This window comes from Chondrinema litorale (assembly GCF_026250525.1).
GTDB lineage: Bacteria > Bacteroidota > Bacteroidia > Cytophagales > Flammeovirgaceae > Chondrinema > Chondrinema litorale.
In genome coordinates this window covers 71,040-94,949 of the sequence record NZ_CP111062.1, presented here as the reverse complement: position 1 = coordinate 94,949, position 23,910 = coordinate 71,040, and the positions used below count along the sequence as shown (strand labels likewise).

At 31.3% G+C, this 23,910-nt stretch carries 23 protein-coding genes; 4 read left to right on the top strand and 19 right to left on the bottom strand.

The window, feature by feature from the left end; all coding sequences use genetic code 11:
- Positions 1-42: 42 nt before the first annotated feature.
- From OQ292_RS38615 to OQ292_RS38590, 6 genes are all read right to left on the bottom strand, one after another.
- A complete protein-coding gene (locus OQ292_RS38615) occupies positions 43-630 on the bottom strand; it encodes a hypothetical protein (RefSeq protein ID WP_284689530.1) in 588 nt (195 codons plus the stop codon).
- A complete protein-coding gene (locus OQ292_RS38610; protein ID WP_284689529.1) occupies positions 630-3,125 on the bottom strand; it encodes a TraG/VirB4 family ATPase in 2,496 nt (831 codons plus the stop codon). Before OQ292_RS38610 ends, OQ292_RS38615 begins: the two co-directional genes overlap by 1 nt.
- Positions 3,122-3,415, bottom strand: coding sequence for a hypothetical protein (locus OQ292_RS38605; RefSeq protein WP_284689528.1), 294 nt, complete (start codon positions 3,413-3,415; stop codon positions 3,122-3,124). Before OQ292_RS38605 ends, OQ292_RS38610 begins: the two co-directional genes overlap by 4 nt.
- A 6-nt stretch (positions 3,416-3,421) precedes the next feature.
- Positions 3,422-3,724 (bottom strand): hypothetical protein, encoded by a 303-nt coding sequence (locus OQ292_RS38600; protein ID WP_284689527.1) that lies wholly within the window; start codon positions 3,722-3,724, stop codon positions 3,422-3,424.
- 16 nt (positions 3,725-3,740) lie between these two features.
- Positions 3,741-4,064, bottom strand: coding sequence for a hypothetical protein (locus OQ292_RS38595; protein WP_284689526.1), 324 nt, complete (start codon positions 4,062-4,064; stop codon positions 3,741-3,743).
- A gap of 144 nt (positions 4,065-4,208) precedes the next feature.
- The gene (locus tag OQ292_RS38590) at positions 4,209-4,832 is read right to left on the bottom strand and encodes a helix-turn-helix domain-containing protein (RefSeq protein ID WP_284689525.1); all 624 of its coding nucleotides are present in this window, start codon (positions 4,830-4,832) and stop codon (positions 4,209-4,211) included.
- Between the two features lie 111 nt (positions 4,833-4,943).
- Between OQ292_RS38590 and OQ292_RS38585 the strand changes: the two genes are divergently transcribed.
- Positions 4,944-5,510: a hypothetical protein gene (locus OQ292_RS38585; RefSeq protein ID WP_284689524.1), complete on the top strand. Its 567-nt coding sequence runs from the start codon at positions 4,944-4,946 to the stop codon at positions 5,508-5,510.
- Positions 5,511-5,648: 138 nt separating this feature from the next.
- Complete coding sequence (locus OQ292_RS38580; RefSeq protein WP_284689523.1) at positions 5,649-6,551, top strand: IS1595 family transposase; 903 nt, start codon at positions 5,649-5,651, stop codon at positions 6,549-6,551.
- 137 nt (positions 6,552-6,688) lie between these two features.
- Here OQ292_RS38580 and OQ292_RS38575 read toward each other — a convergent pair whose 3' ends face one another.
- The 9 genes from OQ292_RS38575 to OQ292_RS38535 all read right to left on the bottom strand — a co-directional run bounded on the left by OQ292_RS38575 (position 6,689) and on the right by OQ292_RS38535 (position 18,360).
- Positions 6,689-7,333 (bottom strand): antA/AntB antirepressor family protein, encoded by a 645-nt coding sequence (locus OQ292_RS38575; RefSeq protein WP_284689522.1) that lies wholly within the window; start codon positions 7,331-7,333, stop codon positions 6,689-6,691.
- A 130-nt stretch (positions 7,334-7,463) separates the two neighbouring features.
- Positions 7,464-8,123: an antA/AntB antirepressor family protein gene (locus OQ292_RS38570; protein ID WP_284689521.1), complete on the bottom strand. Its 660-nt coding sequence runs from the start codon at positions 8,121-8,123 to the stop codon at positions 7,464-7,466.
- 88 nt (positions 8,124-8,211) lie between these two features.
- Complete coding sequence (locus OQ292_RS38565) at positions 8,212-8,820, bottom strand: hypothetical protein (RefSeq protein WP_284689520.1); 609 nt, start codon at positions 8,818-8,820, stop codon at positions 8,212-8,214.
- Positions 8,821-8,830: 10 nt separating this feature from the next.
- Complete coding sequence (locus OQ292_RS38560; RefSeq protein WP_284689519.1) at positions 8,831-9,526, bottom strand: hypothetical protein; 696 nt, start codon at positions 9,524-9,526, stop codon at positions 8,831-8,833.
- Positions 9,523-14,109 (bottom strand): Ig-like domain-containing protein, encoded by a 4,587-nt coding sequence (locus tag OQ292_RS38555; protein WP_284689518.1) that lies wholly within the window; start codon positions 14,107-14,109, stop codon positions 9,523-9,525. Before OQ292_RS38555 ends, OQ292_RS38560 begins: the two co-directional genes overlap by 4 nt.
- 249 nt (positions 14,110-14,358) lie before the next feature.
- Positions 14,359-15,060, bottom strand: coding sequence for a hypothetical protein (locus tag OQ292_RS38550; RefSeq protein ID WP_284689517.1), 702 nt, complete (start codon positions 15,058-15,060; stop codon positions 14,359-14,361).
- A gap of 159 nt (positions 15,061-15,219) precedes the next feature.
- Positions 15,220-16,125 carry a ParB N-terminal domain-containing protein gene (locus OQ292_RS38545; protein WP_284689516.1) on the bottom strand — a complete coding sequence of 302 codons (906 nt, stop codon included), beginning with the start codon at positions 16,123-16,125 and terminating at the stop codon, positions 15,220-15,222.
- A gap of 7 nt (positions 16,126-16,132) precedes the next feature.
- Positions 16,133-16,897 (bottom strand): ParA family protein, encoded by a 765-nt coding sequence (locus tag OQ292_RS38540; protein ID WP_284689515.1) that lies wholly within the window; start codon positions 16,895-16,897, stop codon positions 16,133-16,135.
- Positions 16,898-16,977: 80 nt separating this feature from the next.
- Positions 16,978-18,360, bottom strand: coding sequence for a replication initiation protein (locus OQ292_RS38535; protein WP_284689514.1), 1,383 nt, complete (start codon positions 18,358-18,360; stop codon positions 16,978-16,980).
- Between the two features lie 1,096 nt (positions 18,361-19,456).
- Between OQ292_RS38535 and OQ292_RS38530 the strand changes: the two genes are divergently transcribed.
- Both OQ292_RS38530 and OQ292_RS38525 read left to right on the top strand, forming a co-directional pair.
- Entirely contained in the window at positions 19,457-19,741 is a 285-nt protein-coding gene (locus tag OQ292_RS38530) for a DUF6943 family protein (protein ID WP_284689513.1), read from the top strand.
- Between the two features lie 45 nt (positions 19,742-19,786).
- Positions 19,787-19,945 (top strand): hypothetical protein, encoded by a 159-nt coding sequence (locus OQ292_RS38525; protein ID WP_284689512.1) that lies wholly within the window; start codon positions 19,787-19,789, stop codon positions 19,943-19,945.
- Positions 19,946-19,963: 18 nt separating this feature from the next.
- Here the strand turns inward: OQ292_RS38525 and OQ292_RS38520 are convergent, their stop codons facing one another.
- The 4 genes from OQ292_RS38520 to OQ292_RS38505 all read right to left on the bottom strand — a co-directional run bounded on the left by OQ292_RS38520 (position 19,964) and on the right by OQ292_RS38505 (position 23,630).
- A complete protein-coding gene (locus OQ292_RS38520; RefSeq protein ID WP_284689511.1) occupies positions 19,964-20,194 on the bottom strand; it encodes a hypothetical protein in 231 nt (76 codons plus the stop codon).
- Positions 20,195-20,504: 310 nt separating this feature from the next.
- On the bottom strand, positions 20,505-20,918 hold the full coding sequence (locus OQ292_RS38515; protein WP_284689510.1) for a hypothetical protein: 414 nt from the start codon (positions 20,916-20,918) through the stop codon (positions 20,505-20,507).
- A gap of 4 nt (positions 20,919-20,922) precedes the next feature.
- The gene (locus OQ292_RS38510) at positions 20,923-21,711 is read right to left on the bottom strand and encodes a T9SS type A sorting domain-containing protein (RefSeq protein WP_284689509.1); all 789 of its coding nucleotides are present in this window, start codon (positions 21,709-21,711) and stop codon (positions 20,923-20,925) included.
- Positions 21,712-21,731: 20 nt separating this feature from the next.
- Entirely contained in the window at positions 21,732-23,630 is a 1,899-nt protein-coding gene (locus OQ292_RS38505) for a lipase family alpha/beta hydrolase (protein WP_284689508.1), read from the bottom strand.
- Between the last annotated feature and the right edge of the window lie 280 nt (positions 23,631-23,910).

Sequence of the window (23,910 nt, the reverse complement as noted above, 5' to 3'; positions counted from 1 at the left end):
TTTTCAGGAGTTTATAATAAGTATTAAATACAAATTGAATTACTAATAGCGAGATAAACTGCTCATTTCAATGGCAGCTTTTTTCCAATCTCCTTCTTCATCTAAACTATTTCTTAGCTGGTTTACGGCCTGATTTAACTCAGCTAAAGTCTGTTGAGCTTCTTCAAATAAAACCAGCGCATCATTCATCGTTTTAATTCTATCACTTTGAGTCATCAAAACATCACTCATGAGAACTATATTAACAAAGTCAATTGAAGCTGTCATTTTAACTATTGCTACATCGTAATTAAAACTAACAAAACAATTACTTGCAGCAGCATCCATATTTAATGTAAGATCTTTTGTCGTACAAACTGTACCCTCTATGACTGTTAATAAGCGACGCATTGTTTGAAGGTTTTTTGCCCATTCTACTTTTTGTAATGCTTGTCTAACCTTAGCTTCTGCTTTTTCCATTGCTGCAATTGTAGCATTCATCGCTGATACTATTCCGTTTTGAGTCCCCATTTGAGATTCTAATATTGGAGCTGATACTACTCCTTGCGCAAGAGATGAGTTACTTTGTACACTCAAAGCTCCTATTATGATGATTAAAATGTATTTTCTCATTTTATATGGAATTTTCATTATTGTACTTGAGCATTCTCAACTTCTTGGTTAATGGCAGCTCTGATATTACCATACTTTTCTTCTAAGGCTTTAATTTCTGCTTTTTCGCTGCCTACACTGGAATAGACTTTTCGAGTTACTGGAGATACATCATAGTAAAATAACTTGGATATAGAACCGATGCCTTTACCTACTTTCACAAAGAATTGCCTACGTTCTTTACCTCCAGTCTCCATTCCTTTCAATAGTCGTAAATCCTTATCTGTTAAATCGAGTATTTCTCTTTTCTTATCAATATATTGGTTATCAAAAAGCACAAGTATTTCAGTATTGTCTTTAATTTGATTGGCGACACCCACTTTGGCTAGCTTCTCTAAATCTTCTGCTCCTTGAGTTCCTGTATAGACCCTTCCACCATGCTTCTGTTGCGTTGCATAAGAATATCCTACAAACCTAGCCAACACAGGAGATAGAAAAATTTTATGAGCTTCATCAATAATAAATAGCTTATCACGACTAGGGTTTGCTATCATCATTTCATTAACTTGTTGCATCATAATTGTTCCCACAAGTGGTAAAAGCGTACTATCATTTTCAATAGCTTTTAGATCATAAATCACAAGTGGCTCATGTACAGTGAGTGCATTGTTATGATTGAATAAAAATCCATATGTCCCACTTGGCAGATAGGCTTCTAATACTGTTTTAAAAGAAGTAAAATCGAAAAGCCTTTTCTTATCACTGGTCAATTTTCCTTCAAACTCATTGATGTAATTGAAGAATGTTGTTATTTCTGGATTTACTTCTTGATCATTCACATAATCACTATAATATTTGGCAATCATATTAATCAGGATAGCTTCAGTATCTGGTGTAATACCTTCATCCCTTTTCCACATCATGGTTAAAATAGTTCTTAAGAACAATGCCTTACCATCATCTAATAAATACTTTCCATAAGTATCTTTGGATGTTAAAAACAAATTAGTACCAAAACTATCTCTCTCCTGTAAATCAAGATATTTTGCATGATTAAACTTTCCAGAATTCTTTGAGCTATTTCCAATATCGCACTGAAATACATATTCACCTCTCGCTAATGATTCTTCAATTTGACCTTGTAACCAGAAACTTTTTCCAGATCTGGTTTTACCCACAATAAAAGCATGATTAGATGGGGCTATATTTTTCGGAGGATTTTTGATATTGAATAACACTGGTCGCCCAAAAAGATCTGTAAATATGCTTCCTTCTGGATCAGACTTGTAATGTCCTTCTGTATGGAGATAATTAACTGCCTGTTCAGTAGTACTAAAAAAAGTACGGTAATTAGCTTTCATATTTCCAGGACAACTACAGAAAAAAAGATTAGCAATATCTCTGTTTTCAACTACTGCATGAGCACTTTTCATATTGCCAAAAGCTGATTGGGTAAGGTTTGCATATCTGTTCAATACCTTTTCATCGTCATGATTCAATATCACATTTACTGATAATCTACATGCTCTGTACTCTTCCTGTGAAATGTTTTTAATATATCGATACAAATCTTCTTGTTTGTCTATGGCTGATTCTATACCAAATACAGAAAGGAAGTTCAACATCATTTTCTCCTGATTTTTCTTAAACATCACTTTTTCGTTATCAAGCACCTCAATTGAAATATTTAGAACATGATTTACAGGTAAACCCAGACTTATTGGAAATGACATTGTACTTCCCAATCGGATTATTGAAGGTACTTTTACTCCATTTTGATATACTTCTGGAGAAAACATTTTATCAGTATTATAAAATGAACCCACTTCTTGACCTTCTTTAGTAAGTGATAATATTTTCACAAACTGATTACCCACTTTAAAATATTCTCCTGCCCTACCAAAATCCATATTTTGAATAATAGCTTCTCTTGCATCTGTTGATGGTGCATCATAAGTAAGGTTAAAATAATCGTGAAAAGCATTGAGTAACTCAATACTTTTCAACGGAATCGCTTTAATATGCGGAATCATATTTAAAGCATTTTTAACTGTTTGATACTCTACTTCACATTCTGCAATGTATTGATCTACTTTCTTAAAAGGTTGACGGTACATATAACTTAATGCCCTGATATATGGATTATCTTGTATAGGTGATATGCGCCCACTACTATATCTGTTAGAGAAGGTTACATAAAGATTCACATACTGGCGCATTACAGGTCTAAAAGTATAATATCTTTGATTTGCTTGACCAGTATACATAGTCGTGTGATAATCACTTGGCAGCTCAAAAGGCTCAACATAAAAAAAAGATTGTTGATGAACCAAAGTTCCTGCTTTTAAGCGGTGAAGTAAATGATTAAAACCTTCGTAAATGCGATTGAAATCTTCAATGTAATGTGTAAAGACTTCTGGTAATTCCAAACGAAAACCATAAGTAATGTCTCCATTACCATTTACCAAACAATTATGTTTGATTTCTTGAATGGGACAAACTTTGGCAAATTCAGTACCTCTAAGCTCAGTCATGAAATAAGTTTTTTTAATGTTAAACTAGTATCTACAATATGTTTGGGAGATCGGAAAAATACCCATGCACTACTTGTGTAATCAATGTTATGACCAAGCTTTTCTTGGCGTCTTCTTAAAATGTTAGTAAAGAGTATCACCAAAGGAATAATTATTATCAAAAGCCATTGATTGATTATTAAACACACTGATGGAATAAAAGCAGTGGTAAACCACTGCTCAGAAGTTAGACCAAAAAAACGAATGGGTAGATTCATTTTCTTTTGGGTATAATAAGCTTGCACTTCCATGTCTATTTAAAGTTCTACCCACCCAAAAAAGATTGAACTAAATATGGCTGCTACTACCCACGAGATTGCAGCTGTTTTAGCTTTTTGACTACTGTTAGCAAGTAGGTAAATAACCCATATCAAACCAGCACCTAAGCAAGCTTTAATACCCCAATCGAATATCCAATTTATTGTGGCACCTTGAGAACTCAAAGCTGTTTTGAATGCAGATAAATCACGTTTATCTGCTGCATAAGAATTAAGAGGAAATAAGACTACTGAAAGAAAATAAAAACTAAACCATTTTGCCTTTTTTAAAATAGTTTTCATAATAAAAAAATTAAGATTAATGAAATGAATCTGGACTATTAAAATCAATAAATATTGATTTATTTTTCTGCTTAATTAATGCTGGGTTTTTGGGGTTTTGTACACCTTCATTAGCTCCCTTACGATGTACTGCATCAGAAATTTGTGTGGGCTCTTTGCTTGAATTATCAGCAGATAAGAAATTGGCTTCTGTTGACTCCATAGTATGCACATTAGGCTCAACCTCTGAATAAGATTCTTCTTGAGTACTCGCAATTAATTTATCTGAATTGTCTTGCAAATAGAAAAATATGAGACAACCTAATACCCAAACTGCTGAAATGATAAGGGAAAATAGCATCGTACATTTTAATTATGTTCCTTTCAAACATAGTATCTATAGATACCAAAATGCTTACCTATTTGAATAGGTAAGCATTTTTTGCAAATAGGTTAATGATTTCTAAAAAAGGTAAACATTCAATTTTTATCGAAAAAAGCAAGATTATCTCTTATTCTTATATACTGAGGGAGTAGAGCCCTTATATTTTTGAAACTGCGAAATAAAATGTTTGACTGTATTATATCCTACCTCATAACTCACCATTTTGATGGTGACCAAATCATCTGTATCCAGCAAATTACAAGACTCTTGTATGCGTAAAAAGTTCAGCATGTCTGTAAAGTTTTTGTATCCTGCAAGTTTCATAATATCATTCAAATGATGGCGATGTACTTTTAGTTTTGATGCTAATTCTTCTGCTTTTAAATCTGACTGTTTATAAAATTTAGCTTCTATTAATTCATTCAATCTTATCAGTGCTTTTTCCTCATAAGAACTTATTTTATTTGGCTCCTTAAACTCTGTATTTTCAACACTATCTTTACTTGCTCCCTCTACTGTTTTTTCTGATTGAAATTTATAGTATGTGATAATCACAGATACGCCAAAGGCGTAAATAGGTAATACAGTTAAAACAAATGCCAACATGTGATATGATTTGCCAGTAAAGTATGCTAATAAATTTTCAAATAAGTTAGATGTATAATTAGTTTGCAGGCTCCAAAATATCAATACCAACATACTTATACATGTTAGTAACCAACTAATTTTATAAGGAGGTTTCATGGCTTTAAGTTAAAAATTGCTTAGTTTAATAGTACTAAATTATTAGTAAATAAATAAACTTAAAGTATGCATAATTGGAAAAAGGCAACACTATTCTTTACGTTCATCTTCATGCTACTTTTAACAATACGTTTGATTTTACCATCGTCAATAGTAAATAAAGTTCAACCTCAATTGACTATTATCAAGTCTCAAAAAACTGTTGAAAAAGAAATTATTCTACCTCCAGAAGAACTGGATTTAAACCATAAACAAAGTAATAATGTAGAAGAGACAGCTATTTTAAAGCAAGTTAAAGAAGATCAAGAAATCAATATTGAAACAAAAACAACTGCGCAAGACAAAAATCAAACCCCCAAAAAGTATATTAGAAGGTTTTCACCTAAACCACAATCCATAAAGGATGATTCAAAAAAGACAACAAGTTTTACTGCATCTGTTATGGAGGAGCAAGTAATTATACATAGAGCCAAAATAACAATGGTTTTAGCCGATAATTCACTTATACATCCGGAAGTGTTTATAGAATCTGATACTGCTCAACTGATCTTAAAACTGAATAGTTTAACATATAAATCACAGAAAATGGCCTTACCTATCGAAAAAAGAAACCGTTGGATGAATAAAAAACTTGTCTTGGGTAATAAGCAGGAATTTAAATTTAGTACAGATTTATAAATTAAAGCTTTATTAAATCAGCTTTTATAAAATTAGGCTTTTAGGGCTATTATTTAATAGGGTTACCCATTTAAATCTCAAGGTGTAAAACCCATACGATCTACAGGATTATCTTAGCTTAAAATAAGCATATATAAGATGAAAATAGATAAAGGATTAACAGAAAAAGCATTTAAAAACAGGTTTGGGACAAAAGAACAGTGTTTAGCGTATTTACATGATCAGAAATGGAGTGATGGTTATCATTGTCGAAAATGTAGGCATATTACTTTTTGTAAAGGTAAACAAGATTTTAGTAAACGATGCACAGCTTGTGGTTATGATGAATCTGCCACAGCTCATACCCTATTTCATAAGTTGAAATTTGGTATAGACATAGCCTTTGCCATGGTTTATGAGATTGTTACCAATAAAAAAGGCGCTAATAGTATTGAATTAGCCCAACGTTTTGGAGTGAGGCAAACAACAGCATGGTTATTTAGGCGTAAGGTGCAACAGGCTATGAGCAGTAGCAAAAAATTTCCCTTAGTGGATCAGGTGCATGTAGATGAGTTTGAAATAGGTACTCCCCAAGAAGGAGAACAAGGTCGCAGCCATTCAGACAAAAAAGTAAGAGTAGTGATTGCCATTGAATATAGAGAAGGCAATGCAGGCAGGGGGTACGCTCAAATCATAAAAGACTATAGTGCTGAGAGCTTAGATCCTATATTCAAAGATCATATAAACAAAAAAGCAGCAGTAGTTACAGATGGTTGGAGTGGATATAAACCTATCAAAAAGTTATACAAAAACATGCGCTCACAGTTATCAAACAAGGGTGAAAACTTCACCATGTTACACCTGCAAATTAGGAATTTGAAAAATTGGTTGAGAGGCACACATTCCTATTGCGATAAAAGGTTGTTGAATGATTACCTAAACGAATATTTCTTTAGATTTAACCGAAGGAATTTTAGAGAAACCATTCTGGATAAATTACTTGAAAGAATGGTAGAAGCTAAACCTAAATCCTATAGTCAAATTATTTGTACTGCGACTTAGATGGGTAACCCTATTATTTAAATCAAAAAATTTCTTTTTTTTTGTAAAAAATGCGATTAATTCCGCTTAAAACATAATTAAACTAAATAATCGCATATTATATGAACAGTCTGAATCTTTCTTATACTTAGAAATAATCAGTCTTCCTTTTTCTTCCTTTTATTAGAAATAACCCCTGAGTGTTTTTCAATATAAACATTCATAAGCTGAAGGTTTTTCTGGTGTACTTCAAGTGCTTCCTCTAGATGACTTACACCTCCTTCAAAAGTTAAATTAGACATAGAAGCAGCAAGATCTTTGGCTTTTTTTATAAAGTTTTGAAAACTACTCGCCAATAGCTGATCATTTTTTAAGAAAAGTTTTTCACCATCTAAATTTAGCTCGTAAAATTCCAGTTCATCAATGCCTAACTTATGAAAATTGAATTGAAGCTCTTCTTGTTCTGTATAAATATAATCAGGGTCTTTCTCTTTCTTCTTTTGGCAAAAGCTATAGAGATCTGCTATATCAGAAAAATATTGCCTAACTTCTTTACCCTTTTGTGTTTCTTCCATCATAGCTATATGCTTAGCTTTATCTGCTAAAAGCATATATTGTATTAAATCGCATTTGGCATTTTGTTGGGTATTTGGATCGAGGTATAAATAGTCTAAACCTTCTTTAAGTTTGAGATTGCTAATGGCAGTTTTTATCCAATTATAAAATTCAGATTTAACTTCTAAAAAAGTGTATAACTCTCTGGCATCTACAAACTTCTTCTCAAATATTTTATAGGGCTTCATCACTTATTTTTTAAAGATTAAAAATACTTTTAAGATAGTGCCCTACTGTTTTTTCTTACTTGTTCAAAAGTAGCAAAATTATTAATGATCTGATTGATATTCTTTTTATTGTTTCTCTCAAAAATTATTCTTATTGCCCGATTTGTTTAATGTCATCTTCAGGATCTATTTCTTCTGGCAACTTTCCTGTATTCTGTTTCAGTAGATCTCTTACATCAGCATGGTTTCTTTTATGAAAAAATGTAGCATCTTTAAGATTTCTAATATCTGATTTAAAATTATCGTTGGTCATTGCAATAGCAAAATCTCGTGCTTTTAATAGCATTTCGTGTAACTGTTCATCAGGTAATGGTTCTCCATTAAAAAACACTTTTCTACCATCTAAGTCTACTTGCACAAAATCGGCATGAGACCCTCCAATATTTTGGATATTAATATAGAGATTATCTTTGGACTCTTCTAGTTTCAAAAAACTTTCTAATCTTTCATTTTGCCTTAATTGCATTAAAGCTTGTTCAGCCTCAATAAAATATCTTCTAGCTTGTCTACCTCTATCATTATTTTCGACCATAGCTAGTTCTTTGGCCATATCAAAAGTAAGATAATATTCTTTGCTAGGACGCCCTCCAGTACTTTTCAACAAATTTGTTGTAAAGTCTTCACCATCTATAAATCCGTATCTATTTATCCTTTGAGTAATCCAGTTTGAAAAGTCTCTTTTACTTTCTAAAAATTGATGCAGTTCTCTAGCATCCACTAAATTCCCTTTGTATATTTTTATTAATTCCATATCTTAATTTATTGAAGTTTATTGATTTTCAGAATTGTTTTCAAAGTTATTTTTGATATATGTAAAAGTCTATAAAGTTTCTCAAAAATTAAAAAAATACTCTTACACCACCTCCTAAAAACTTTCGTCCTACACCTTTCACATATTGCTGCTCTACACTAGCCAAAAGAGCTAATTTACCAAAAGTATACTCCACTTCTAATCCACCGGTAACACCATAATTAATTTTTTCATTCAGTACTTCTGAAGCAACATAATCATCATATACAACTATGCCTCCCAAATAAGGGTTTACAAAAAACTTATCTTTAATACTAAGTACACTATACTGTCCTAGTAGCTTAAAGTAGTACCCCTCATAAGAAACCTGAAATGGATTTCCATATTCATAAGACAACATCAATTTGGCAGATAATCTATCTGCAAAATACTGCATATAGCTCAAAGAAAACATTGTTGTTTTTGTGCCTTGAAGGCCCTGAATAGAGAATGACTTTATACCTTGATTATGATAAAAAAACACTTGCTTTTCACCTAAAACCTGCTGCCGCCTTTTATTTATCTTACGTTCATTATATCCTTTAAACCCTTTCCTTTTATCAGGTTTATATTTTTTTCTTTGTGCCAACAGTTCAGCATTTGAAAAAAAAGAAATAGTGACGATTAATAGAATAACTTGAATTATTTTTATCCTCATAGCTTTAAAATTAAAGTGTGATTTTTATGGATTTTTCCTCACTCCAGGCATCATCATTATCTTTTACTTTCAGTTTTATTTCATACTGACCTAACTCTTGAAAAATAAAGTCTACAACACTTTTATTTCTTTGAATTTCTATACCATCTATAGTAAATAGATACTCTGTAATGTAGCCTCCATATTGCGCATCTAGATCTAAAGAAGAGGAAGCATCTACCTGATAATGTAATGTGCGAATCACTCCTTTTTCAATTACTTCAAAATCTGCTACTGGTGGTAGGTTTTCGTATATGAAAAGTTCTAGTGTAATTTTCTGTTGCTTGCCAAAAGAGTTAGATGCGAATACATCAACTATATGCAAACCGTATATTTCATCTGGAACATAGGTAACTGTATATATAGAGTCACTTTTTACTTCTTCTAAATTCTCAATAAATGTTCCTTTATCACTTTGATAATTGATACTTTTCAAATTGGCTCCAACTACTTGAAAACTAAAAGTGTATTCTTTTGCATTAGATTTTATTCCCAATTTTAAACTGTCAGTTATTACCTCATAAGCATTTCCTAGTGAATCGGTTGTAGAACCATTTTTATAAAATGCCAATACTGGTGGATCACTATCTTTTATGGCTTCTTCCCACCTACCTTCACATGAAAATAAAAATATTAGAACTGTTACAATACTAATTAGCCTTTTCATCTTTTAAGAACTTTTAGATTTTGACTGAAAAAAGTAGGTGTTGAAATTTTAATCAAATACATTCCAGTAGGCAATGTATACAATGTTGTAGACGGTATGTTAATTTGATTGGAACCGACCTCAGTTGCTATAGTAGTCTCATACAAAACTTTTCCAACCGAGTTAAAAAATGAAATATGTACATCTTGAATAGGCCTATTCGCATTTAACTCTATTGCAAAATCAAGTTTAAAAGGATTAGGAAAAATATTGATTTGATAGAAGTCAAATTCTTCTTCAAGGCTGGTAATAATACCGGTGGTATCAGTAGATTCAACTACTATGCTTGTGCTTAAATTAGCACTACAGCCATTCTCCATATTGCTAATAAGCAAATTAACTGTGTAAACTCCTTCATCATAAAAAAATACAGCAGGATTTTGCTCTGAAGAAGTTTGACCATTACCAAATTCCCATTGATAAGTATTACTCGTTATTGTATCGAAAACATTAAACTCAATATATTCATAGTCAGAAATAGAATCCTTTGAAACTTGGATACTATCTGGAAAGTCAAATACATTTATTGTTGTTAAAGCCGGAATAGAAGCACATCCATCATTATCTACACCTACACAGTTAATCTCTATTGATTGGCTAGCAATAAATGAATAAGCAGTTCCTTTGGCCAGTTGTTCATTTGTTGTTGCGTTATACCAAGTATAATCAGTATTATTCGTATTCTCGTTTTGACCAACCAGTAGAATTACTTCTTCACCTTCACAAAAATCATTTTTTGCTGCAATTATACTAGGTTCAGTAGCAAAGCTTTTTCTCACTTCTATTACTTTCTCAGCCTGATAATCACAACCGTTTATATTCACCTCATACGTGAGTGTATAGAGACCAGCGGAAACTAAAGAAGGTTCAAAGTAATTATTTACTACTCCAAGCCCTGTCCAAGTACCCATTTTGTAGTCTGTGTAATCACTCAAATCAATAGCAAAACTATTCTCACATGTGCTTTCTAATGCACCAAGACTTAACACTTCACTTCCAATTCCATCTGTTATTGTAATATTACGTTGGCCAAATGCCTGGCAAGAACCAACATTTACACTATATTTTATGGAATATGTACCTGCATCCAAGTTTGCTGGTACAAACAAAGAATCACTTATACCTTCACCACTAAAAATGCCTCCCTTTAAAGAAGTATCTATATCCGAAGCTAAATTATAAACCTCTCCATATTTGCAAATGCTTATATCTTCACCTATATCTAGAGGCTCATTGTTTACTAATACTGCTTTAACTTCTTTTAATAGACTACTGCAATCTTGATTAGAAATAGCTTTTACATGATAAACACTAGTACTTGTAATAAGTCCAGTATTAAAAATTGTACCCTGAGAAATTATCTCACCATTTTGATACCACTCATACCTTAAATTTGGAGAAGGTGATTTAACAAACAAATCGACCTCACCACTATTGCTACAAATAAAAGCATCCTCAATATCAGGTGGAGCAGGTATTTCATGAATGTATGCAGTAACCTTTGTTCGTGGATAACTTTCACAACCTTCTGCTGATACTGTAGCCACATAATAAGACGTGGTAATAGACAAACTATCAATCGAAAAATTGTTCCCAGTGTAAAGAGGTTCTTCATCATCTTCATTTGAATACCAATTAATAGTACCTCCAAAACTATTATGAGTAGCTGTAAAACTCACTGTACTAGTACCGCAATAGTTTTTATCATTTACAGTAGGTGGAGATGGAAGATCTGTTAAACTTATACTAACAGCTCTTTGTATTCCCTCACAACCGTTGATTACAGCACTCACATAAATAGTGGTATTTTCAATGATCTCTGGAGAATAACTTTCACCTTCATAAATAAAATTATCTCTATCTAGATCAGAATAAAAGCGATAAGTAGCTTCTTCAGAAGTAATAGGCAATGTGGGTATAATATTTACTTTTCCTTGTCCACATCGACTAATATCATTTATAATTGGTTGAGGAGGTTTAGTTTGGAAATCTATTTCCATTGTAGCAAGCTCACTTTCGCAGCCTGATGCAGATATAGTACTTACATAAAATATCTGATCTCTATCTACCTGACCCACTAAAAAACTAGAACCTTCTCCTACTTTTATGTTTGATTGATTATACCAATAGTACTCCCCCACTCCACCTGTTGCTGTAAGTTCAACAAATTCATTTCCACATGTTGTATATTCAAAATCATTAGGTTTATCTGGAGCCTTATGAATAATTGCATCTATAGGTATCCGCTCACTCTCACAGTAAAATTTCCCATTATCCAAATCACGAATTTTAACTGAAGACACGTAAAACCTAGTACTACTTTCTAAAGTAACAGTATATTCATTGCCTTGATAAATAGGATCTTTTGAGGTTTCTGAATCAAACCAAAATATAATATCGGCTGTGCTATTGGCAAATAAAGAAATATTTCCTTTACCACATACTTCGGTATTTTCAACCTCTGGAGCTTCTGGTTTATTTAATTTATAAACATCCACCCTTGCTTTATCTGATTCACATCCATTTATTACTGCACTAACATAAAAATATATATCTTGTGTAATAGCTGTTTGAGTTGTATAAACGTCACCTAATCCACTGGTTGTCAATTCATTATCTAAATAGTCGTACCATTTAAAATAATCCACTTCTGCTGGATGTGTTGCTTGCAAGGTAACAGGCTCTGTATTACACACAACTACATCTTCTGCATTTGGAGCTGGGGGAGTTTCTATTGGCTTTACTGTCAGTTCTGTATTAGATGAACAATCTTCTAGTAATGGATTGATTGCCTTTACACTATATACAATTTCATTATTAATCAATGTAGTTATAAGTTCGTTCCCATTTTCTCCTTGAACTTCGACACCTTCTTTATACCATTGATAGTTATACTTTGAATTGTAATTTTCAATAATTAAAACGGATTGACCTGTTCCACAAATCAAACTCTGGGTTAATACGGGCTTTTCGGGAGATTCATATATAGTCAATAATTTACTCTCAGAACTAATACAACTATTTTGATTAGATACTGAATAAGTAATAGAAAACTCCTTTACTAATTCAGTTTCTTCAAAAGTTAAACTGGCAAGATTGATAATACTACCTTCAATATCGATCTCATCACTAGACCATTCTCCATTTTCAGGTGAAAAACCAGCAAAATCAAACAAATTTAAATTATCAATATTTGAACATAAAGCAATATCATCTCCTGCACTCACAGGACTACTATCTTGAATGGTAATGCTTTTAAAAGCTGTTTGGACACAAGCATTTTCATCAAAATAAGTAAGAGTAAACTCATAAATTCCTGCATCTAAATCTGCTGGATTAAATACACTTTCCCCTTCTGTTAGCTGCACACCATCCCAACTCCAATAAAATCTTCCAGTTGATACGCCCCCTAACTCATTTCCATTGATTGTAGGAATTTCATCTCCATAAATACTCAGATCAATAACTCCGATATTACTGCATATATCTAAATCACTACCAGCAAAAACTATAGGTTGAGGGTGTATAATAATTTTACGTACAATATCAGCTTCGCAAATCCCTTTTTTTGCTGTAAGAGTTATTTCGTACCCACCTGCCGGAATATTAGAATTTATAGTGTTTATAAAGTATTGCTCTCCTTCTTTTTCAATTAGATCATCTAACTCAGGGGTATCACTCCCGATTACTACTTCATCACCATCATATGTAAAATCTGTAATTTCTACTTTATTATTCAAACAAACATCTTGTACTGATATACTTTGAGAAATCTCGGGGTCTCCTTTTTTAAAATTAATTGTCAATTCTCGTATTCCATTATGGAAATGAAAAGTACACTTAATTAGGTTATCACCATCTTGAGCCTGACTAACATCAAAAAAATAAGATTGATATTTTTCATCATCTGTAGGAAAAGTAATAATACTGCTAATTCCATTCAGACTTTCGACCTCAATCTTAGGAGTTGCTAAATATGCATCAGAAGTAATTATTCCATCATCATTAAAATAGCCGTCTTCAGTAACAACAATTGTAGTATCTATAATCAATATTCTACTCTCATCAGTACTACATAAATCGTATTCTAAATAATCACTTCCATCTTCAAAGAAAAGCTTGCTAATAAATACCTTTGTATAAGTATCAGTTAAAACTTTTTCTGTTTCAATATTTTCACAACTTCTTATTTTGGGAACTGAACCACTACGTGTGTACGCTTTATTATAAGTTTCTGTAAAAAAAAACTTATCACCAATATTCAAATTAATATTGATACCTTCTTCTTCTATCTTGTCTGGATCTCCTCCATTCCATAAATCTGTATAGTAAAAGTAATCAAATACCTCTGTACAGATTCCTTGTGAGGCATTTCTTCTATCTATTTCTAAAACTCCAAGATTTGGAATTGAGAATGGAGTGCCATTATTAATTAAATAAATAGATTCAGATGTTTCAGGTGAAATTTCTGGTGTAGATAATTGCGCAAAAGCACTTAGAGAAATATTAAAAAAAATCAGTAAAAAAAAAGTAGTAATTCTCATATTAAAAAATTGGATTCTATTCAACTAATCATGGAAAGATTAGTTGGTATGACTTGAGAAACTTTAGTTAAAATTAGATGCTTATGTGGATAAGATTAAGTAATAAATCCATAGCAAATTTCTAACCATATTCTAGTATTTTTTAAATATATTTTTTACTGCGTGAGAATTAGTTCCTACTTATCTTTAAAGGATCTGATAAGTTCTAAGTAGCTATTTAGATAGAATCAGTAAATAATATACTATTGATTAGTTTCTTGACAAGAACAACATTGCTATAGAAATAAGTATTAATCCGGTAAGACCAGCAATGTTTTTCTCCTTATTTGTTAATTCCTTTTTTAAAGGAGTTTCTATTTTTTGATTATAATTAATATACTGCAAACTATCAGATTGTAAACGCATAGTATTTTCCTCTTCCTTTATTTCTAAAGGATTATTAAAGCTAATACCTGAAATCAAAAGCTTCCATCTATCAGCTTTTTCAATTTTAATAATTGCTGTACGAGCATATTTTTCATACTGACTATCTCTATTAATATGTTTGCCATGAAATAAACAGTCATACGATACCTCAGCTAATTTTTTATTTTTATAGATTGTATCTAAATGAACATTATTAAACTCTATAGGAGCAATTAAATTATTTTCTCTTTGAAATAGTAACCAATACTTATTCAAATATGTAGGTACATCTAAATCAATAGCTAAATTGCTTTTAGCATTCTGAGGATCTAAGTCAGATTCAATAATTACATTTTTGTTTTCAAAAATTTGATTGCCACTTTCATTAGAATATGAATTCTTTATAATCATTTTCTTTTCTAGATCACTACTTACATAGATAATTTGATTGAGCATTGACTCATATTCAACAATTAATTTTATAGCTTCATCTTCAATAATTTTATCTTCTAGCTCATTATCTTGAGCAAAGTTGAATGAAGGCATAAAAATGAAATGCAGTATAATTAGCAGATTAAAAGAATAAGACATAAAGAGTTTTAATTACCCAAATAAAGCTAATTAAAAATTATTTACTTTTTGTAAATATTAGAATAAAATCAGGAGAGAAAGGAATGATGAATGTAAGTAAATAGGATAGAGGACTTATTTTAGTAAGCCCTCTAGTTCTTCAAGCTTTTCGATTACTTGACTTTTAATATTTCCTAGATCTTTTGCAGTAGTTTTAGCATTTATTTTAGCTATGCTTTTTGTTAGTTCAGCTTTTAACTTGGTAATCTGCTGATTATTGGATGGCGTTTTTTGAATAGGTAATTTTTCCTGCTTAATAAGCTTAATAACATCAGCACTATCTTTAATAGATATTTTTTTATTTGATGGTAGATCTGCCAGTTTCTGTACTATAGACTTATTTAATTTCTCGTCTCCAGAAAGAATTTTTCTTTTTAAATCGGAATTGTTTTTACCGATAAAATCAATGCCTAGTGCAAACTTCTCATCACGTTGAATAGTCTTGTTAGATACCTTAAATTCTTCTGCTAATTTGTCCATAGATTTCAAGTAGACATTTTGTCCACTTGCCTCTCTTTTACCACCATGAGAGTCTTTAAGTCTATGATATTTTGTGCCTCTAAAATAACTAAACTGCAAATCAGTGAGGTTTCTTCTCGACATCTGATTTTCAATCATCCAGTCTTTAACCTCGTCTAAATTAGCAAACCTAATAATGCGCGTTTTAAAATCTATTCGTTTTCCTTTCTCTTGCTCAATCTGCTTAATTATTCGATGCCTGTTATGTCCATCTACAAGAATTCTACCCTCATTGTTTTCCCAAATGATTAATGGTTCTCTAACACCCTCCGCTTCTATACTTGCCTTTAATAAAACAAGTTCTTCATTTTTTAGTGGTGTAATTAAAGATTCTAATTCAGGCTTAATTATAATTTCATCAGATTTTTTCTGAAAAAATGCACTGGTAATTTCATCAGAAAAATCTTCATGATCATTAACCAAATTATCTACTAAACTTTTTGCTGTCTTTTTCTTTGCCATAAATAAATCAAGATACTAAAGAAAGTACTTCTTCTGTAAGTTTTGTGTAATCTTTAACTGCCGAAGATTTTGGACTATGCTCAAACACAGTAGTGTTTCGCCATTCACTTTGTTTAATTTGAGTGTTCTCTCTAATGACAGACCGAAGTAAGTTGTCTTGATAATGACTTTGTAATGTCATTTCTGTAGCTTGGTCTACTGAGTGGTTTTTCTTGTATGAGTTTACTAAAATTCTTAAATCTTGCAAATCAGGATTAACTCCTTCTTCTAAGAATTTTTTTATTAAGCCACTAATATTAACCATACCTTTTATTGCATCTCTATCTCCTGCAGTAACTGGAACAATAATTAAATTTGCTACCGAAAGGGCGTTTGCAGTTAGCAAACCAGTAGCAGGAGGGCAATCAATTAAAATATAATCATAAGCTTGACTTACTAATTCTAGAGCATCAGCTAAACGATAATTATTTCTTGATACTTCAGCTAAAATTCCAGGTATGGTTTCAAGCTTTCTTGATGATGGAGTTACATGTAGAGACTCCTCTACCTTTACAATAGGTAATGATGCATTTTCTTTGTATACATCATAAATTGTTGATGTATCTGCTTTTATTCTAATACCTAATCTACTGCTTAGGTTAGCTTGTGGATCATTATCAATTAACAATACTTTCTTCCCTTTTATCGCAAGACCTTTGCCTAAATTTATTGTAGTTGCAGTCTTACCTGTTCCACCTTTATTATTTGCTACCGCTATGATCTGAGTTGCCATAAGTTTTTAATTAATTACCAGTTGTAAAAGTACATATTATTCATTTTTCAAGAAGATATTTTAGAATTTATCTTCCATAATTATTTAAATAATGAAGCTTGCTTTGCATTAATTCTATATGAGCCGGGAGCCCCTTTATCTTCTATTATATGATATCCCTTTACTTGCTGTACCCATTTAGGAAACTCAGGTAAATTTTTTTCCAAAGATTCAGCGATAAAGCTACCTAGCATATATCTAAACATGGAATGTTTTTTATTAAGCTTACCTTCCTTAATAAGCATAATTCTTAACCCCATATTCTTTCTAACATACTCCTCAAACTTGAGAAGATATTCGCTACTTTCATCTGCATATTTTTCATTATTTTCCGCTATTGCACTTTCGTATTCTTTCTCCCACTCTGCAATTATTTTCTTTTCATCTGATGATTGTTCATCACCTGTGAGTTTCTTTTTCTTCTCAGCAGATTTAGTCTTAGTTTTTTCTGAAGGTTTAACTTTACCACCCACCTTAACCACATCCCAAATGTATGCAGCCAAATTTTCTATTTTACCGGATTTATGTTTAGCCTTACAACTTTGGATTAAACTTCCTAATTCGTCTAATTGATCTTTGTATTTCTCTATAGATTTTTCAACTTGAGATTTAGTAAAACCTATTTCTTGTAACTCTGTCAAAATTGTATTTTTATCATCGAGTAGGGGAGAGGTAATAATTTCACTAGAATCATTCCTCGTATCAAATACATCTGGCTGTCTTATAATATTGAACTCAATTTCTACAACCTTTCTACCCATTCTTATTTCTTTATAAGAAAAAGTAATATCGCAGTTTTCATCAAGTTCTTTTTTAGCTTGTTCAATTACTCTTTGTTTAAAAAGATAATAACTTTTATAGCTATCCAGTATACCCAATAAATCTTTCAACTCATCAACACCAATCGTTCTTTTTCCTATTTTTTCATATTGCTTTAAAAGTTCATATAATCTTATAGAATAAAAACTACCTAACGATAAAACATTTTGCGCTTCATAAGTAGTAAAGCGCTGTTTCAACTTTATCAAATATGGTTTCAGCTTAGGGTCAAACTGCAACTCAACATAACCACGACCAGCTGGATATTCCGCACTACTTATAAAACTTACTTGTAACCAAGTTCCATCTTCTTTAGGAATCTCCAAGACTCGCTTCATAAGCTTCTTTGTGTACTCCCTAGCCCGACTATATACATTCTTAGTATTTGAACTAATTCCAGCACTTTCCATAAAATCCTTTATTCGAACTTTGTAAGTCTTAAAGTCTTCATCATCCATATTGATTTGAGCAACCATTAGGAGAATAATTCTAGTTTCAGCTACAGAAAGATTAAACCTCGCATTAATGAGATCATTACTTTTAACAACCAGCGATCTGGAAACTGTTTTTTGCTTGGAAGAAGTATTTTTATTTTGCTGATTCATAGTTAAAAAATATGCTTAAAGCTACAACAAAATTTTAATGTATCTATTGATTTTATATTAATTCTATAGCTATAAGTTAAATTAATTCCCCAATCTGTAGCTTTAAGTACCCTATCCGTAGCTTTTGTGCTAAAAAATGCAATTAAAGTATTAATAATCAAATTTTTAACGATTGTTATATAAAGTATAACTTTATATGTAAAAGATTAATCAAATGAATGGACCCAATGTGTAGCTTTAAGTACCCAATGTGTAGTTTATAAATCGAATATTATCATTTTGTAGGCTTCCTATAGCTTCATAAACCGCTTTATTTAATAAATGGACCCAATTTGTAGCTATATAACCCATTTTGTAGTCTTAGGACCCTATTAGTAGTTTTAAGTACCCTATCTGTAGTGATAATAACCCCAAATGTAGCTTTAAAGACCCTATCTGTAGCTTTAAGTACCCAATGTGTATCTTTCAATACATATAACACACTGTATATCAATATTTTATGAGCCATTAAAACGTTAAAACATATAAAAAGAGAAAATAAGAAAAAACGTAAATAGTGGTCGTTTTTTATTTTATAATTTTGTTTTAAATATTTCTAGAAAAAACAAGTGGCTATATTTAAGCTAATTTTAGGCGTTACTCTTCAACAGTCACTGAACTACTCGATTTCTCATAAATAGATGCTTAAAAAGCATAAAAATACTAAATAGAAGTGCTTTAGTGCTTTATTTGTACACAGATAGGAAAATTTTGCAGGAAGTTACTTGACTCATTTATCTAAATTCTTAAACTTTTACTTTAAAGCTACAAACTGGGGACTACACATTAAATTAATCAATATTTTCTGATAAAGTTCAAACTACTAGCAAAATATCATTATCCCAATTTGTACAAGTGTATATGTATGAATTAAAAAAATAATAAAGTAACAATCGAGCGCACAGATTATTCGAAAAAATGTAACAAAGTTTGACCAATAGCAGGACAATTAGCAAAAGACTACCCCATAAAGATTTAATTAGTTTCCTTTTGCATGAAGTCCAGCTATTAGTCGGGGAAGTGAGCAAATTTTTTGTTCACACTAACCCCCATTGTTATGTTTGTTTTACACACTTATCACCCAGATTCTACTCTTGAAGCCGATTTTTACATCCAGTCAAAAGGCTCCAATGCAGGCAAGCCTATGAAAACCCCATCTGCAAATTGTTTTGGTGTACTCGTAGATCAATCAGTCTTATTACCAACATATTTCTATTATTTGGTGGAAGCAGTTTATAGTGCTGGCATTTTCAAAAAGTATCTAAAAGGTAGTGTAATAGAATTTCTTACCATAGAAGATTTTAGCCACGCTCTAAATGATTATTTTAGCAGAAGTACCTAATTTTAAACGAGAGTTTTAACTCTCGTTTTTTTAAAAAAGATAGCTATGGGAAATTTGTCATTAGAAAGCCGAGAAAAAGAATTACTAGAAATATTAACAGCATTAACCAAAAAGTATAGATTAAAAGCAACAAAGTCGCAGCAAGAGGAAGTGATATCAATTGGCAAAGAGCTGGAAAAAGTAAGAAAAAAACTAGGGAAGTAAATGTTGTTATTATAGGCTCTAACTTTGGTTTAGATCGACAGGTGAATAAAGATGTAACCTTTTAGGTTCAGCAGTGGCAATTTCATGAATTGTAGAAGAGACAGGATGATAGAAAACCTCAACAAAAATTCCATTCATATGGTAAAGATCTACTTTTTGATTGTAATAATTGATAGAATTAATAAAAGCCCCATTTTTCACTAGGGTAAAAACTTTTTCTTCATAAGGTAGATCATCAAAGTTGTCCATAAACTAAAGATAGTTGAAAAGGTAAATAATTGTCAAATAAAATAAATGATAGGTTCAGAATAAAATTTGGATGGATTGAAAGTTACAGGAATCGGTGAAAATGACCATAGAAAATAGGCTGTAGAGGAGGCTAAATTTTTTTTAAAAGGATGGTTAGAGGAGAATAGTATTTTAGAAAAGTAGGGAAGGGGATAGAGAAAGTTGTGATTTAACATAGCTAGGGATTATATAACATTATAAGAAACATAAATAAAACATCCACCCTATTTATAATTCTTATAAATAGGGTGGGGTGGATTTTAGCTAATTTTCATCTAGGCACTTTAATAAGTAAGTTTTTATAGTCTTTACCAGGTTCAATTTCATCACAGTTATAAGGAGTACAATCTAACCCTGAACTTTGCAGATAATTCCCAGAGTAAATAAAACCTATAGAATCAACATATGTGATAACTTCTATTTCTATATCGAAATAATCAATATTTTCATCTTGCTCAAACTCAACGTTAAAAGAACCATCATCTGAAATTATTACTCTTTTAAAATCTAAAAGATCCGGAGTACCTACTCTATATTGATTTGATCCAATATTAATATAACCAGTGTTAAAAGGAGTCTCATCATCTGCGTAAACCACCTTACCTTCAAATGAAGTTGGTCCTATTACTTCATCTTCACAACTATATAGTAAAACAATGAAACAAAATATGATATATCTTTTCATAATTTTAGTTTTTTAAAAAAATTTTCTGATGATATGTTTGATCAGCTACTGTAATCTGCAACAGATACATGCCAGGCTGCAAGCCAGAAGTATAAAATGTTTCTTGATAATTTCCTATAGGTCGATAACTGTTGGTAATAGTAATATTAGGATGATTTACATTGATGATCGGTATTAATTGAATAGATAAATTACCAGCTTCTTTTACTTGAAAGCTTACATTAAGTTGATTTACTACAGGGTTAGGCCAAGTGCTAATAGAATTTATATTAATAGTTGAATCCGCAGTATTTTCAGCTGAAAGCCTTCTAATAGCCCCTCCATCATCTCCTTCATTACAACCATAAGTACTATGATCTTCTGAATATACAGTAAATACTCTGCTATAACTACTAGATGGACCTACAACCTCATCAGTATCTGGATTAAAACTTCGAGTTACATTAATAGTGTAAACACCTACAGGAGTAAATCTATAAATATAAAAAGTTTCGCCAGTACCAGATGTATTTCTTGGTCCAGTTGAGGTCCATGTATTTATATATAAATTTGAGATTTCTGAAGGATTTTGTAACCAAAAGTTTCTTGTTTCCAATTCGCACATATACCATTTACTAGTATTAAAATAGGGGATCGGAGCAGCTGGATTAGTTCCATTACTTACTTGGCATGCCCAATTTAATGGAATTCCAAATTCAGTATCTAGTAGTTCCTCCCAAACATCACTAATTTCTTCAGCTATTACATGTTTAGAATTTTCATCATCAGAATAAATAGCATCAAAGGGGGTCAAGTTATTATTTATGAGTTGACTTACGAAATATTTAAATCTGCTTGGCTATTTAATGTAGCTGTTGATGCAACGCTACTAAACAGGGGTACAAAACTAAAATTTCCTCGACCATAATTATAGGAATCATCTCCGAACCAATCAGCTATATTTATTGCCTGTAAAAAATTCCCTAGTTCAACTTCGTAATTGTTTGATGATTGAAAACCACCAGCAGCTATATCATAATTGAATGAATCAAAGCTATATGTATGTTCTTTTATAGTAGTTGGTAAATCACCAGTCAAAATCCACAATGCAGACGTTTTAGTACTACCATTTATCTGATTAGTCCTAACATCGATTAATAGACTTGCAATAGAAATAAAATCAACTGAATAGATAGGATCATTTGGACTAAAATCATCAACTGGTTCTTGGTTTGAGCCAGTTCCAGAAGCATTAATGATACTGATATTTCTTATGTTATTTTGTTGAGGAAAACCTAGAGAGGCCAACTCATTTTGTAAACTTGTGAATTCAGAATGTGGACTTGTTCCTTTATATCGTAAAAGCATTTGTTTAGCTGCAGTACTATTTAAACTTGTTAATGCTTTATTTATCTCCTCCTCCTCCACATTAAACAGCTCAAAAAAATCAACATCAGACATGTCTTCTACTAAGTCTTGAAAACCTACAGGTATGTTTGCTCCTAAATGAGGTGAATCAAAACTGATAAAATGACTAACATTATGTATTATGCCATCTTGCTCCATATCTGTAAGTGCCCAACGAGTTACTAAACCTCCCATACTTTCACCTATTATTATTATAGAGCTATTGCCAGACTTTTGAGTATTTACATCTACTATTAAATCTTGTAATACTTGCCCATTTGTTCTTATATCAGCACCTCCATTATCAAAATCCAGATAAATAACATCATATCCATTCGCTCTAAAAGATTCTTCAATTAGTGCATCTCTGTAAGTATCATTAATATCTAAAATAGATCTTTCATTATTTGGGTCAAAGCCCTCAACTATAATAACAGGTTTATCAAAAATGTCATCACATCCATTAAATAGTTCAGCTGTTCCTCCACTTAAACTGTTTGTTCTGTTATTAGAAAAATTAGTCGTTAAATCAAATGTTAGATCGGGTAATTCTTTTTCTAATGTCACTACATCAATTATGCTATAGCTAATAAATTCATCATCAGATAACTCAAATTTTACAGCAATGGCTTTTTCTCCAATTGAATTATAAGAAGTATTAATTACATCACCCGAATTTATTTCTCTAAAGCCTTGGCCATCTGCTAAGTCAATACTAAGATTTTTCACATTAGCCTTTTTTCTTATTTCAAATAGTTCTGGTACAATTTCAAAAGAAACATCAGCATCGTAAACCTTCTGCTTTAGTACACTAGCGCTAAAAATATTGAACTTTTTATATTCTTTAGAAAGCTGATATCCTTTCTTTTTAGCTTTTATATTTTCATCAATATCATATTCTTCCAACCATTCACCTTCAGCTTGTAGAATAGCAATAGGTATTACATTGCCATCATTTGGGTAAGAGTCTATAATGGAAGAAATATCTTTTAAATTTTGATCTTTTTTATCCTTAATTCCGGCTTTATAGACTCCTTTGTAGTATTTCTTCCATTTAGATGGGGTAGAAATAATAAAATTATTGTTTGTAGGAGTTTCAGCGAATTTAATATAGGGATCCAAACCTTGACCGAAGAAAAAACCTTTGTTAAAAAAGTGCTCAGATTGAAAGGAGTTTACTTCTACACTATCTAATCTTTTATAGGCTTTTTTTAATACATCTATGTTGTTTTGAGCATGAATATTAAAAGAAAATAATAAAGTTATTATAAAGTAAAGTAGAATATATGCAAGTTTATTCTTGTCTAAGTAAAAGGTGAAATTCATTTTAATGTAATTTAAATAATATAAGAATCGAAAAACCATACATAGTACTAGTACATTAGCTCTAGAAAGAAACAATGCACAAACATTTTATATAGAATACAAAAGTGATCCTATGTAAGTAAGATTAAATCTTCTTGATGCATCAAAACGATTTGTAGTAGTAGTATTACTTATTAACAATAAGTATTTGATTTATGATTCAGAGATGGGTGTCGCAATATTAGGTTACAAAAAGTATTTCCACAACTTATTTGTAAAAAAAATAGTTGTTTTTAGGTAT

What these genes read in the sequence shown, in the direction of transcription:
- OQ292_RS38585 (WP_284689524.1), top strand. Translation starts at nt 4,944, where the DNA reads ATGCTACTTTTAACAATACGTTTGATTTTACCATCGTCAATAGTAAAT.
- OQ292_RS38570 (WP_284689521.1), bottom strand. Translation starts at nt 8,123, where the DNA reads ATGGAATTAATAAAAATATACAAAGGGAATTTAGTGGATGCTAGAGAA.
- OQ292_RS38515 (WP_284689510.1), bottom strand. Translation starts at nt 20,918, where the DNA reads ATGAAAAGATATATCATATTTTGTTTCATTGTTTTACTATATAGTTGT.
- OQ292_RS38545 (WP_284689516.1), bottom strand. Translation starts at nt 16,125, where the DNA reads ATGGCAAAGAAAAAGACAGCAAAAAGTTTAGTAGATAATTTGGTTAAT.
- OQ292_RS38535 (WP_284689514.1), bottom strand. Translation starts at nt 18,360, where the DNA reads ATGAATCAGCAAAATAAAAATACTTCTTCCAAGCAAAAAACAGTTTCC.
- OQ292_RS38565 (WP_284689520.1), bottom strand. Translation starts at nt 8,820, where the DNA reads ATGAGGATAAAAATAATTCAAGTTATTCTATTAATCGTCACTATTTCT.
- OQ292_RS38595 (WP_284689526.1), bottom strand. Translation starts at nt 4,064, where the DNA reads ATGCTATTTTCCCTTATCATTTCAGCAGTTTGGGTATTAGGTTGTCTC.
- OQ292_RS38575 (WP_284689522.1), bottom strand. Translation starts at nt 7,333, where the DNA reads ATGAAGCCCTATAAAATATTTGAGAAGAAGTTTGTAGATGCCAGAGAG.
- OQ292_RS38540 (WP_284689515.1), bottom strand. Translation starts at nt 16,897, where the DNA reads ATGGCAACTCAGATCATAGCGGTAGCAAATAATAAAGGTGGAACAGGT.
- OQ292_RS38605 (WP_284689528.1), bottom strand. Translation starts at nt 3,415, where the DNA reads ATGGAAGTGCAAGCTTATTATACCCAAAAGAAAATGAATCTACCCATT.
- OQ292_RS38555 (WP_284689518.1), bottom strand. Translation starts at nt 14,109, where the DNA reads ATGAGAATTACTACTTTTTTTTTACTGATTTTTTTTAATATTTCTCTA.
- OQ292_RS38600 (WP_284689527.1), bottom strand. Translation starts at nt 3,724, where the DNA reads ATGAAAACTATTTTAAAAAAGGCAAAATGGTTTAGTTTTTATTTTCTT.
- OQ292_RS38615 (WP_284689530.1), bottom strand. Translation starts at nt 630, where the DNA reads ATGAAAATTCCATATAAAATGAGAAAATACATTTTAATCATCATAATA.
- OQ292_RS38550 (WP_284689517.1), bottom strand. Translation starts at nt 15,060, where the DNA reads ATGCCTTCATTCAACTTTGCTCAAGATAATGAGCTAGAAGATAAAATT.
- OQ292_RS38520 (WP_284689511.1), bottom strand. Translation starts at nt 20,194, where the DNA reads ATGGACAACTTTGATGATCTACCTTATGAAGAAAAAGTTTTTACCCTA.
- OQ292_RS38525 (WP_284689512.1), top strand. Translation starts at nt 19,787, where the DNA reads ATGGGAAATTTGTCATTAGAAAGCCGAGAAAAAGAATTACTAGAAATA.
- OQ292_RS38530 (WP_284689513.1), top strand. Translation starts at nt 19,457, where the DNA reads ATGTTTGTTTTACACACTTATCACCCAGATTCTACTCTTGAAGCCGAT.
- OQ292_RS38505 (WP_284689508.1), bottom strand. Translation starts at nt 23,630, where the DNA reads ATGAATTTCACCTTTTACTTAGACAAGAATAAACTTGCATATATTCTA.
- OQ292_RS38610 (WP_284689529.1), bottom strand. Translation starts at nt 3,125, where the DNA reads ATGACTGAGCTTAGAGGTACTGAATTTGCCAAAGTTTGTCCCATTCAA.
- OQ292_RS38560 (WP_284689519.1), bottom strand. Translation starts at nt 9,526, where the DNA reads ATGAAAAGGCTAATTAGTATTGTAACAGTTCTAATATTTTTATTTTCA.
- OQ292_RS38590 (WP_284689525.1), bottom strand. Translation starts at nt 4,832, where the DNA reads ATGAAACCTCCTTATAAAATTAGTTGGTTACTAACATGTATAAGTATG.
- OQ292_RS38580 (WP_284689523.1), top strand. Translation starts at nt 5,649, where the DNA reads ATGAAAATAGATAAAGGATTAACAGAAAAAGCATTTAAAAACAGGTTT.